Origin of the sequence: Psychrobacter sp. ANT_H56B, from assembly GCF_008369245.1 — a bacterium.
GTDB classification, from domain to species: Bacteria; Pseudomonadota; Gammaproteobacteria; order Pseudomonadales; family Moraxellaceae; genus Psychrobacter; species Psychrobacter cryohalolentis.
On sequence record NZ_VOBF01000002.1, the window covers coordinates 211,410 to 223,759 of the forward strand.

The 12,350-nt window shown below is 43.1% G+C and carries 10 protein-coding genes; 4 read left to right on the forward strand and 6 right to left on the reverse strand.

Annotated elements, in window-relative coordinates; genetic code table 11:
• Positions 1-55 precede the first annotated feature (55 nt).
• From FQ082_RS03605 to gmk, 6 genes are all read right to left on the reverse strand, one after another.
• Entirely contained in the window at positions 56-1,246 is a 1,191-nt protein-coding gene (locus tag FQ082_RS03605) for a cation diffusion facilitator family transporter (protein WP_149492071.1), read from the reverse strand.
• A gap of 196 nt (positions 1,247-1,442) precedes the next feature.
• The gene (locus FQ082_RS03610; RefSeq protein WP_410477376.1) at positions 1,443-3,752 is read right to left on the reverse strand and encodes a primosomal protein N'; all 2,310 of its coding nucleotides are present in this window, start codon (positions 3,750-3,752) and stop codon (positions 1,443-1,445) included.
• 135 nt (positions 3,753-3,887) lie between these two features.
• Complete coding sequence (locus FQ082_RS03615) at positions 3,888-4,268, reverse strand: RidA family protein (protein WP_011514323.1); 381 nt, start codon at positions 4,266-4,268, stop codon at positions 3,888-3,890.
• 167 nt (positions 4,269-4,435) lie between these two features.
• Entirely contained in the window at positions 4,436-6,622 is a 2,187-nt protein-coding gene (locus FQ082_RS03620; protein WP_020444169.1) for a RelA/SpoT family protein, read from the reverse strand.
• Between the two features lie 345 nt (positions 6,623-6,967).
• A complete protein-coding gene (gene rpoZ / locus FQ082_RS03625; protein WP_011280985.1) occupies positions 6,968-7,228 on the reverse strand; it encodes a DNA-directed RNA polymerase subunit omega in 261 nt (86 codons plus the stop codon).
• 187 nt (positions 7,229-7,415) lie between these two features.
• Positions 7,416-8,042, reverse strand: a complete 627-nt coding sequence (gene gmk / locus FQ082_RS03630; RefSeq protein WP_020444168.1) for a guanylate kinase — start codon at positions 8,040-8,042, stop codon at positions 7,416-7,418.
• Between the two features lie 254 nt (positions 8,043-8,296).
• On the opposite strand from gmk, the gene ispH reads away from it, so the two are divergent.
• From ispH to FQ082_RS03650, 4 genes are all read left to right on the forward strand, one after another.
• Positions 8,297-9,253 carry a 4-hydroxy-3-methylbut-2-enyl diphosphate reductase gene (ispH, locus tag FQ082_RS03635; protein WP_149492073.1) on the forward strand — a complete coding sequence of 319 codons (957 nt, stop codon included), beginning with the start codon at positions 8,297-8,299 and terminating at the stop codon, positions 9,251-9,253.
• 42 nt (positions 9,254-9,295) lie between these two features.
• Positions 9,296-9,541, forward strand: a complete 246-nt coding sequence (locus FQ082_RS03640) for a hypothetical protein (RefSeq protein ID WP_149492074.1) — start codon at positions 9,296-9,298, stop codon at positions 9,539-9,541.
• A gap of 65 nt (positions 9,542-9,606) precedes the next feature.
• Entirely contained in the window at positions 9,607-10,422 is an 816-nt protein-coding gene (locus tag FQ082_RS03645) for a thioesterase family protein (protein ID WP_149492075.1), read from the forward strand.
• Positions 10,423-10,733: 311 nt separating this feature from the next.
• Positions 10,734-12,278, forward strand: coding sequence for a catalase (locus FQ082_RS03650; protein WP_149492076.1), 1,545 nt, complete (start codon positions 10,734-10,736; stop codon positions 12,276-12,278).
• Positions 12,279-12,350 lie beyond the last annotated feature (72 nt).

The window sequence follows — 12,350 nt, forward strand, 5'->3', positions numbered from 1 at the left end:
CGTCTAGATGACTGGTAGCTTTTTTTAAACCAGACTTTTTCAATGACAAACTATTTTAATGATTGTGCCCGATATGGTTATTCTCTGCTGGTCGCTCTGAGATATTGCAGACTAGGGCATCGCTATGGGTACTCGTTTGTGGGTGTGCCGCACTTTCTACCTGAATAGTAGCGTGATGGATGCCGAGCTCAAGCAGGCTTTGTTCTAGACTGCCAATCAATATACTGGACTCATGAATACTCATTTCACCATCGACGACCACATGACAAGATAAGGCGTTTAAACCACTGGTAATACTCCAAACATGTAGGTCATGCACTTTTTGCACCTGCGGGTGGGCAAGAAGTTTTTCTTCGACATTCACTAGAGAGATACCTTCTGGCGTCCCTTCCATTAAAATATGTACAGAATCGCGCACCACACGGTAGCCACTAAATAAAATAAGTATTGCCACAATTACGGACGCTACCGCATCTGCCCATACCCAGCCAAAACTCATCATTAATAATGCGGCGATAATGGCAGCCACTGAACCCATCAAATCACTTAATACGTGTAAATAAGCACTTTGCATATTGAGATTGACCGGCTCTTTATCATCCGATGTTTTGACCGTTGCTGTGCCTTCATTGGCACCATGATCATGACCGTGAGTATCACCACTACGGCTACCTCGGTGCATAAGCCACGCAACCAAAATATTGATCAGCATACCGATAGTGGCGACGATAAGCATGCCTTGGGTCGCAATTTCAGGTGGCGAATTAAAGCGTTTAATGGCCTCATAAAAAATCATTAGCGCAATAATGACAAGTGTAGCCCCATTCACAGAGGCAACTAAAATCTCAAAGCGTTTATAACCGAACGTTTTTTGATGAGTAGCGGTTTTTTCTCCAATTTTAAATGCCATTAAGGTGGCGCCAAGTGCTATCGCGTCACTCAGCATGTGACCGGCATCGGACAATAATGCCAAACTGCCAGTGAGCCAACCGCCGATTGCTTCTACAAACATGTAGCCTGTAATAATCAAAAAACTTATTAGTAAAGTGCGCTGATAGCCTTTGGTATCTCGCGTGGCGACTGTTTGCTCTAGATGTTCATCATGATCGTGGCTGTCTTGATTCTTATAAGCATTATTACTTTTTCCACTACTTTCCTCACCTTCCTTAATGTGTCCATGCGTATCAGCTGGTATGCTCTGATGAGCATGGTCATTTTTTTTAGAGTTTGGATGGTCTGGATTCATAACAATACTCAATTTTGCTGATAATGGATTTGATGCTCAATATTCACTCTACATAAGATAGAGTGATTTTTGAGAACAATGATCAACTTATTACTGTAAATTTATCATAGTCAAATATTAGAAACTGTACTGACGAAGTAAAGATAAAGGAGTAATGCGACAAATGATTATGCTAGCAATAACTCGCAAATTCTCATTACCAGCCGACAGGATCAATATCTAAAGTAAGCTTAAGATATTTAGCGCTCGGTAGGGTAAGGACGGGTTGCCACCAATGATTTAAAACATGATGCAGTTGCTGCCGATCCTTGGCCAATAGCAAAAGCTGGGCATGATAGCGACTGTTCTTTTTACTCATGGGCGCATCGATAGGACCAAGAACGGCTAAATTGTGCCCTGTTGGCAGAACGGCAATGGCATCTTTGAGTGCTTGTGTGGTGGCAGCAAGGGTTTTACCTTCGCAGCGTATCAGCGCAGCATGACTATGAGGGGGCAGTCCCATTGTTTTACGCTCTTGCAACAGCTCACGAGCAAAAGACAAATAACCATCTTTCACCAATTTTAATAATAACGCATTGTCCGGTTGCAGCGTTTGAATCAATACCCGTCCTGATTTATCCCCGCGTCCTGCACGCCCTGCTACTTGGATCATCAATTGGGCAGTATGCTCTGGCGAACGAAAGTCTGCAGACAAAAAGCCACGATCAGCGTTGGGTAAGCAAACGAGCGTGACATTGGGAAAATGATGACCTTTGGCAACCATTTGCGTACCGACCAATATGGCAGGATTGCCTTCATTAATACGCTGATAGATATTTTCCCAGCTGTCTTTACGCCTAGTGGTATCACGATCAATTTGAATAATGGGATAAAGCGCTTTACTGGTTTGCGGATTGGCAAAGATAGCGTGCAAATTTTCGCTTAGCCTTGTTGTTCCCATCCCTTTGGCATCTAGATTTTGACTGCCACAATCAGGGCATACAGTCGGAATATAGGCTTGCCAATCACAATGATGGCATTTTAAATAAGAGTTGCTGGAATAATTGCTACGCTGGGCTTGATTATTATAATGAACGGTTAAATGCGCGTCGCAGCGCGGACAATCTGCCTGCCAACCACATGCCTCGCATAATAAAACAGGCGCATAGCCGCGACGGTTTAAAAATATCAAAACTTGATCGCCAGCTTCTAGGGTTTGCCTTATGGCGCCGATAAGCGCATCCGTCAGTCCGGTATCATAGCGCGCGCCATCATCTTGCGTTTGCTGATGAGTACTTTGCAAGCGCGCATCAATCAGCTGCATGGGCGCAGGTTTAGCATTGCCAGGGCGCGTCGATAATTGACACTCTACTAGCTTGCCCTCATCGACTAATTTTAAATGTTCAAGAGAAGGGGTAGCCGTACCAAGGACGACTGGTATTTTGGCTTGAAATCCTCGATAAAGTGCGACATCAGCAGCATGATAGCGCAAGGTATCCTGCTGTTTATAGGAGCCATCATGCGCTTCATCAACGACAATTAAGCCTAAATCTGCAAACGGATATAGTACTGCCGAACGCGTACCGATAATGATTTGTGCGTGACCCGTACGGCAATCTTGCCAACCTTGCAATCGATGGGTGTTATTCATACCTGAATGTAGCAAGACGATATGCGCAGCGAAGCGACTGGCAAAACGCGCACGCGTCTGTGGCGTTAACCCAATCTCAGGCACTAAAATAAGCACTTGCTTGCCAGCCTCCAATACTGCTTGCATGGCTTGTAGATAGACTTCAGTCTTGCCACTACCAGTGATGCCATTTAATAAAAAGCCCGTGTAGCATTTGGATTCATGTGCAGCAACAATCGCTGCAACGGCAAGCTGTTGCTCCTCATTAAGATCAAGGGGCATTTTTGCCAATTTAACAGGAGTAGGTACTTGTTTTGGTTGAATATAGCGCTCAATCAAACCCTTATCTTCTAGTGTTTTTAAAAAAGCACGCGCCATACCTTCTAATAGTAGTACATCTTCACTTGCACCATGTTGACCATGTAGCTTTAGCATATCAAACTGCTGCTTTTGCTTTTTGGCGTTAGCACGAAAGTCGTCATCAGTGATATGTGGCAGAATTCGCCAATGGGTAATGAGTAAATCTAGCGGTTTACCTTGACGAACCAAGGTGGGCAAGATGACCGCTAACACCTCACCAAGCGGATAATGATAATAACGAGCAAGCCAATAGGCGAGCTTTAGCATACTGTTATCTAAAATAGACTCAGCATCTAAACACTTATTAATGGGTTTCAGCTTATTGAGTGGTACGCTGGTATCCGCTTGAGCAATATGAGCAACCACGATTCCGATTAAATTCTGACGACCAAAAGACACCTCAACACGACTGCCAATTTTCGGCAGTTGTATTGAGCTATTGTTTGGCGAAGCATTTGGCAAAGCACTTATATCGGACGGTAGGCTATAGTCAAATACCCGATAAAGGGGCACGGGCAGAGCAACTTGTACCAACATAAAAAGGCTTCGCAGTTTGATTAAGTCAATATGAAATAAAAATAAAGAGGGAGAGATGAATAAGCTTAGCATGAGGCTAAGCTTATGGTGATTCAATATGAAATATTGTTATTCAAGCAGTATTGAATATCTAACTTATTCAATATAGAGAATAGACTCAATTTCGACCACGCCACCTTTAGGCAATGCCGCTACTTGCACCGCTGCGCGGGCAGGATAAGGTTCAGTCAAATTGGCCATAAATACTTCGTTTAATGCTGCAAAATCATTTAAATCAGTTAACGATACATTGAATTTGACCACGTCATTTAAGCTGCCACCAGCAGCTTCACAGATGGCTTTGATGTTTTCAAATACTTGCTTCGCTTGTGCATCAAACCCTTCTTTTAATTCCATGGTGATAGGGTCAAAACCTAGCTGACCTGAAATATAAACAGTATTGCCAACTTTTACCGCTTGTGAGTAAGTGCCAACGGCTGCAGGTGCTTTATCCGTTTGGATGGTTTGACGTGTCATGATATATCCTTATCATATTTTTTTGGTGTTTGATGTGCTAAAGCTATTTTCTAAAAGTTAGTAGAAGTGTTTAGCACGATTAAAAGTTTTACACATTTCAAAATCATCTATGTGTTAAGAGATAATTTAAAAGGCATATATTTTAACAGTTATGATGATAAAAGTATTTATAGTTGATATAAACGCATAATATTGGGGAAACCAAGTAAGGAGCGTAGTTCACGAATACCTTGGGCTAAGTGATTGCGACTACGAACCACAATATGAATGATAGTATCATTGCTACGTACGTCGACCTTTTCAACCCCTATATTTAACTGCCGCAGATTATAAATAACTTTACTGATTTGCTCGTCGCTCAGTGCTATAGACAGTTTTAAATAAGCAGGAAAACGAATTTTATTATCGTGATCTTCTGAGTCACTTTGCTTGATCGCCTTATCATTGCGCCAACGTAATTGGATGACTTGATAGGGATTGTCTTTACGAATATCGTCTAGTGAAAAGCACTTATGTCGATGCACGACCAGACCATGACGGGATAAATGTCCAACGATAGGATCACCATAAATCGGATGGCAACAATTGGCAAAATCAAGCTCAACGCCTGAAGCATTGACGATCAGTTGCTGTGGTTGGGTCATGTCATCGATACGTTCTTGCGATTGGATATCACAGACTTCATCGCTAAACAAACGCGTGACCACGAGTTGCGGTAACAACGTACCGGAGCTTATTTGCTCAAATAGCGCTGATTTCTCAGTCAGTCCACGCCATTCTGTTAGATTCTTCCAGTCACTATCGGTTAGATCGTCCAAGCTTTTTTGATAAGTTTTCAGTGCGCGATCTAGTGCTTGTCTACCATGGTGCTGCTTATCAGCCGCCGATAAATCTTTGAACCAACGCAAAATCTCTACACGGGCTTTATTAGTAACCACAAACCCAAGCCATTCTGCTTTTGGCTCAGAATGGCTATTAACCTCGATTTCTACTAACTGTCCATTTTTGACTACCGTCCCAAGCTTGGCATGTTTTTTATCAATATTAGCGCCAACCGCGACATTGCCAACCATCGGCCCAACAGCATAAGCAAAGTCTAGCGCAGTCGCACCTTGTGGCAACTCATAAGCGCGACCTTGCGGGCTATAACAGATGATTTTACTAGAATGCAGGTAATCCATCAGCTCATTAATAGTCGATACTGCGGCGGCAAAATCAGGGTTGCCTTCGTTTAAACAGTCCTCATCGACCAAATCTTTCATATTGCGTAATGACGCCTGAATGACTGATTGACTGACATCAGAGGCATGCTCTGCACCAATAACCCCAAGCCTTGCGGCACTTTGCATCTGCTTAGTCAAAATCGTTACTTTAACAAAATCATTATCGCGCTCGTAGATAAGCGTCAGTGATTGATTGCCGCCAGGTAAAGGTCTGCGGATATTGTCCGCGATATGACTGTCCGCAATTTGATATTTTTTAATGAGATAGTAGGCAAGTTTGTCACAAGCTTCGATATTATCTAGCACAATCTCAAACGCGTAATGGCGTAGCAGTGCATTAATCTCACCGCGATTTCGGAAAAATTGCCGGAAGATAACCACGCGATTGTCTAAGACTTTAACCATGCCATCAAGATCAAGATTATTGAGGACAATACTTAAATAACGATGAATGGCTTCTCTCTGAAAATTGCGCCCAAGCCCATGTTGTAGCAATTTATCAGAGATCTTGTTATACATCTCAGAGTTAAGATTGCGATAACAAAGTACCTCAATATAATCAGCAATATCGTTGAGACCCATGAGCCGTGCAAAGGGCACATAAAAGTCTAAAGTTTCTTGCGCGGTGGTACGTTGTTTTTCAGGACGTACCGCATCTAGTGTCGACATATTATGTAAGCGGTCAGCAAGCTTGATAATCAATACACGTGGGTCTGCGAGGGTAGCCGTCAGGATTTTATGAAAGGTCGCCGCTTTATTTTCTTGTTTATTATGCGTCGATGATTTTAATTTGGTCACACCATCGACCAGCCTAGAAACCACTTTGCCATAACGCTGCTCTATCTGCTCATCGCTCACTTCCGTATCTTCAACCGTATCATGCAAAATTGCCGCAATGATGGTATCTCGATCTAAGCGAAAGCCGGCTAGTATCTCAGCGACCGCAATTGGATGCGTGATATAAGGCTCACCTGACTTGCGCTTGTCTTTAATATGCGCAACATCACCGAACTCACAGGCATCAACAATATCACGGCGTTCAGCGCCTGTGAGGTAACCTACTGAACGCAGCAGATTATATTGAGCGTCATCAACTAACGGATGACTGAGTTTGGGCAAGTTTTGAATCATAAAGTCACGATCCTATGTTCTTTTACCTGCTTAAATGATGATTTAGCAAGGTAAAGAATGGCTGAATAAGTGCTGAGCTATTGATATAGAGCTTAAGAATAAAGCTGAAAAATGGGCAGACTACCCTCTAATTAATCGTAAATCGTCGCCAATGTCAACCGCTAAGCAATAAGCTAATGTAAAAACTGGAGAATTCTTACTTAAGGTTAGGTTTTAAAAGCCAAACGGCTACTAAAACAGTAAAGCCAGTATCATTACAACCAAAAAACCACAGCCTATGCTGTGGTCTCTATCGTCAGTCAATACTCGTATGCTTGCTAAATTCATACTTTGTACGGTAATTTACTAGAAGCTATGATCGCCTGACAATGCTAAATCTAACGAGCTAGTAGCAAAGTTATGCTCTGGCTGATTTAAAATATCACGGGTAATTTTACCAGCAGCGATTTCACGTAATGCCAATACTGTTGGCTTGTCGTTATCAACATCAACCAACGGCTCTGCAATGCCTTTAGCCAACTGACGTGCGCGCTTGCTTGCGACTAGAACCAGCTCAAAGCGATTATCAACATTATCCAAACAATCTTCAATCGTCACTCGTGCCATAAATAGCTACCTCGGTTGTTTTTACTGGTTGCGAGCATGGCGCGCCACTCAATAAAAATAATATCAAAAATATAAAAGGGGATAGCTAGACATTATAGCATTTTTTTGCTTGCAGGCGTAATTGCTTTTTGCTTGTCTGCTGATAACTATTTTCAAGATGAAGCATTAAGGCAAATCAACGCCACATTTACTCGTCTACTGTATTGTTAAGTAGATTGGTAATCGTGCGCTGATAACGCTGCTGTTGACGCTTTAGAGTCTGTCTATCGGCAACGATAATTGCTTTAAGCTCAGTTAAAGCAACCTCAAAACTGTCATTAATAATGACATAGTCAAAATTGACGTACTGCGCCATCTCATTAACAGCACCAGCCAAACGCTGCTCTATCACCTCCATACTGTCCTGTCCACGCGTTGATAAGCGTTGACGTAAAGTGGCGATACTTGGCGGTAAAATAAAAATCATGATGGCATCGGTAAAGATCTTTTTGACTTGCAGCGCGCCTTGCCAATCAATCTCCAAAATTACATCGACACCAGCGTCTAGTTGCGCGCGTACACTTTGCTCTGAGGTGCCATAATAATTGCCAAATACTTCGGCATGTTCTAAAAACTGACTTTCACTGATGGCTGTCACAAACTTATCAACGTCAGTAAAATGATAATGATGACCGTCAATCTCGCCTGGGCGCGGCTCACGAGTGGTGTGTGAAACACTGACAGTCAAGTCATTGGTGGTGGCAAGTAGCTGCTTAACCAAGGAGGTCTTGCCTGTGCCAGAAGCGGCAGTGATAATAAATAATGAACCTGTCATACAGTGTGTCCTAGTGAATTGTGTCTTGATAAATAAATAAAAGTATTCGAATTAATATAAAAGGCTGGTAAAAATAAAAAACACCATCATGTATGGTGACAAAAGTAGTAATCGATGCCTCATTATAAACTGCTTTAAAAGCAAATTATGCTAAAGTAGGGTATCGTTTTTATCCCAACTTTTGAATAAAAGTTTCGGTGGCTTAAGCTTTAAGCCTAGGCTTTTATATAAATTATCTAATGATAGGTCTTCTTATGCAAATTTATCTTGCCAATCCACGTGGATTTTGTGCTGGTGTGGATCGCGCGATTGCGATTGTCAACGAAGCACTGTTACGTTTTGAGCCACCCATTTATGTTCGTCATGAAGTGGTACATAACAAGTTCGTGGTATCCGACTTGGCCAATCGCGGTGCTGTTTTTGTGGAAGAGCTACATGAAGTGCCAGACGGCTCTATTGTTATTTTTTCCGCTCACGGGGTTTCAAAAGCTGTAGAAGATGAAGCAGAACGTCGTGATTTGACGGTGTTTGATGCCACTTGTCCTTTGGTCACTAAAGTACATATCGAAGTCGCTAAATTTGCGCAGGATGGTATGGATGCGGTATTGATTGGACATGCGGGACATCCTGAAGTAGAAGGCACTATGGGACGCTTTAACCATCGTCATGGCGGACAGATTCATCTGGTTGAAAACGAGAGCGATGTTGAAGCCTTGAGCGTACAGAATGCTGAGCGCTTAGCATTTGTGACCCAAACGACCTTATCGATGGACGATACCGCGCGCGTTATTGATGCATTGAGAGAAAAGTTCCCAAGCATTCAAGGTCCACGTAAAGACGATATCTGTTATGCCACTCAAAATCGTCAAGATGCGGTCAAGGATTTAGCGGGTCGCTGTGAGGTGGTCTTGGTCGTTGGCTCACCAAACTCATCAAACTCAAATCGTTTACGTGAATTGGCAGAGCGCATGAATTGCCGCGCGTATTTGATTGATAATGCCACTGAAATGAATAAGAGCTGGTTCGATGGGATACAAAGTGTGGGCGTGACTGCGGGTGCTTCAGCGCCTGAAGTATTGATTCAAGAGGTACTACAGCAGCTGCAAGATTGGGGCGGCGATTTGCCAAGTGAGCTGTTGGGTATTGAAGAAAATGTCACCTTTAGCTTGCCAAAAGCTTTACGAATTCCAATGACGCAAGTTGGCAAATAAAATAAGCAGGCTTTGTATATAGCGCCAGATAGGTAACATAAAATGAAACAGCAGAAAAAAAGATTTGTCTTGGCAGAAGCTAGCCTTGATGAGATCAATAAACAATTAAAAATTAATACGTTTACGATTGTCATCCTGATAGGAATGCTGATGTTAAATACAACCCAGTTTATGAGAGATTACAGTCTGTTATATGGCGCGCTTATCGCCATTATGGCTTTCTTTCTATTTGTAATGGCTAAAAGTCGCACGCTGCTGACGGTGCGAAAACAAGCCCTTATGCGCTAAACAAAGAAAGCCTACCTTTCTTTTATACCTAATCAATCTATTTTGAAAAGAATTCGAGGACATTCATGTCAGCTTATTACACTTTTATAAAACGTGAGCAGCAAGCAGATGGTAGTAGTGTTGCTTATTATCAGCCAACGAAGCATGCGCAAGGCGCTTGGAACGAGCATGAGCAACATATGGCGCCAGCCACCGGCTTGCTCACTGCTGAATTACAAAGTTTTATACCACAAGAAAATATGCGCATTGCTCGTATCAGCTTGGATATTTTAGGGCTGATACCGCTTGATGACTTTACCGTCACCACGCGCTGTATCCGTCCGGGTAGGACTATTGAGCTTATCGAAGCAGTGATGAGCAGTCGTGGTCGCGATGCCATCATTGCGCGTGCATGGCGCTTGATTACTCAAGATACCAGTGCCATTGCAGGGCTTGAAGATCAAAAATCCATACATAAGCCTGAAGCGTTACCCGATTGGGATGGTATGAAAGGCTGGCCCGGCGGTTTCATTGAAAGCGTACGTTTGGTAGCTGAACCTGATCGCCGTCCTGGTAAAGGTATGGTATGGATGACCAATGATATCGACATGGTAGAGGGTATGCCTACCCAAGACATGGTGCATTTATTGGGCATGGCCGATACTGCCAATGGGGTTGTACCAAGGCTTGGACTGGGGATGGCAAAACTGGAATGGATGTTCCCCAATACTGATTTGCAAATTCATATGCACCGCGCGCCGCAAGGTCGCTGGCTTGGAATCGAGGCCGTGCAGCAATACGGTGCTGATGGCATAGGGATTAGCAGCGCGATATTACATGATACGCAAGGACCTTTTGGTCGTAGTGAGCAAATTCTGACTATTCGTCCCATGCCGCGCTAATGCAAAGATGTATCCAATAGGTAGTCATTGTTTGAGATCGCTCTATGAATGAAAAGCATTTGGATGAGTTAGACAATATTTTGAGTAATTATGAAAAACAAAACGAAAGCATGTAATTAATTAATTATACAAATCAATGCTAATCGGTTGTAATGGTGTCTAACGAGGCAAGATTACTGTGTTTACAGGTTACTATGAATAAAAATAGCCGTTTTTCAGAAACATTTACAACTATTCTGGATATGTTATTAGAGGCTTATTCAGAATAGGTTTTGTACTTTCATCCATTTGCTATCCAAAGGAATATGATTATGAGCGACAACAACAGTAATAATAGCAGCGATAAAAAATGTCCTTACGCCCCGACCCAATTGACGATGAGCAACGGCGCACCAGTTGCAGACAATCAAAACAGTCTCACTGCAGGCAAGCGTGGTCCATTATTAGCACAAGATATCTGGCTAAATGAAAAGCTAGGCAACTTTGCCCGTGAAGTGATTCCAGAGCGCCGCATGCACGCTAAAGGCTCAGGCGCATTTGGTACTTTTACCGTAACCAATGACATCACTAAATATACCCGTGCGGATATTTTTAGCGAAGTGGGTAAGCAAACTGAAATGTTCGCGCGCTTTAGTACCGTCGCAGGTGAGCGCGGCGCGGCTGATGCCGAGCGTGACATTCGCGGCTTTGCTTTGAAATTCTACACCGAAGAAGGTAATTGGGACATGGTGGGTAATAATACGCCTGTGTTCTTCTTACGTGATCCGCGCAAATTCCCAGACCTAAACAAAGCCGTCAAACGTGATCCACGTACCAATATGCGTTCGGCGACCAACAATTGGGACTTTTGGACTTTATTACCTGAAGCATTACATCAAGTTACCATCGTTATGAGTGATCGCGGTCTGCCAGCATCGTATAGAAATATGCATGGTTTTGGCTCGCACACGTATAGTTTTTGGAACACCGCCAATGAGCGTTTTTGGGTCAAATTCCATTTCCGCACGCAACAAGGCATCAAGAACTTAACTGATGCAGAAGCGGCGGAAGTCGTTGGTTCGGATCGTGAAAGTCATCAAAAAGACTTGTACGATGCCATCGAAAATGGTGACTTTCCAAAGTGGAAAATGTATGTGCAAATCATGCCAGAAGCTGAGTCTGATACCGTTCCTTATCATCCGTTTGACTTGACCAAAGTATGGCCAAAAGGGGATTACCCACTGATCGAAGTGGGTGAGTTTGAATTAAACAAAAACTCTGACAACTACTTTGTCGATGTGGAACAAGCAGCATTTGCCCCAAGTAATTTAGTACCGGGTATCAGCGTTTCACCGGATAAAATGCTACAAAATCGCTTGGTTAACTATGCCGATGCTCAGCGTTATCGTGTTGGTGTCAATCATCAGCAAATTCCGGTGAATAAGCCGCGTTGCCCTGTGATGAGCAATCATCGTGATGGTCAAGGACGTGTCGATGATAACTATGGCAGTCGCCCGCATTATGAACCAAACAGCTTTAGCCAGTGGCAAGAGCAGCCTGATTATGCTGAGCCACCATTAAAAATTGACGGCTATGCGGCGCATTATGATTTCCGTGAAGACGATAGCGATTATTTCAGTCAACCGAGAGCGTTGTTTAATTTGATGAGTGCTGAGCAACAACAAGTGCTATTTGAAAACACAGCGAACAATATGGCGGGTGTGCCGGACTTTATTCAGTATCGCCACATTCGCAACTGTAACTGGTGTGATGCCGCTTATGGCGAAGGCGTTGCCAAAGCATTAGGCTTAACGGTTGAATATGCAATGGCAGCCCGTGATTCGGATCCTGCTCGTCACTTGCCTAGCTGCTTATAATGGATAAAATTTATACATAAGCAGTTAATCAGCTAAATATCATTACAATGACACCGCCTCAGGAAACTAGGG

Excerpts from the sequence above, each read along its gene's own strand:
- FQ082_RS03605 (WP_149492071.1), bottom strand. The coding sequence starts at position 1,246 with ATGAATCCAGACCATCCAAACTCTAAAAAAAATGACCATGCTCATCAG.
- FQ082_RS03610 (WP_410477376.1), bottom strand. The coding sequence starts at position 3,752 with ATGTTGGTACAAGTTGCTCTGCCCGTGCCCCTTTATCGGGTATTTGAC.
- FQ082_RS03615 (WP_011514323.1), bottom strand. The coding sequence starts at position 4,268 with ATGACACGTCAAACCATCCAAACGGATAAAGCACCTGCAGCCGTTGGC.
- FQ082_RS03620 (WP_020444169.1), bottom strand. The coding sequence starts at position 6,622 with ATGATTCAAAACTTGCCCAAACTCAGTCATCCGTTAGTTGATGACGCT.
- rpoZ (WP_011280985.1), bottom strand. The coding sequence starts at position 7,228 with ATGGCACGAGTGACGATTGAAGATTGTTTGGATAATGTTGATAATCGC.
- gmk (WP_020444168.1), bottom strand. The coding sequence starts at position 8,042 with ATGACAGGTTCATTATTTATTATCACTGCCGCTTCTGGCACAGGCAAG.
- ispH (WP_149492073.1), top strand. The coding sequence starts at position 8,297 with ATGCAAATTTATCTTGCCAATCCACGTGGATTTTGTGCTGGTGTGGAT.
- FQ082_RS03640 (WP_149492074.1), top strand. The coding sequence starts at position 9,296 with ATGAAACAGCAGAAAAAAAGATTTGTCTTGGCAGAAGCTAGCCTTGAT.
- FQ082_RS03645 (WP_149492075.1), top strand. The coding sequence starts at position 9,607 with ATGTCAGCTTATTACACTTTTATAAAACGTGAGCAGCAAGCAGATGGT.
- FQ082_RS03650 (WP_149492076.1), top strand. The coding sequence starts at position 10,734 with ATGAGCGACAACAACAGTAATAATAGCAGCGATAAAAAATGTCCTTAC.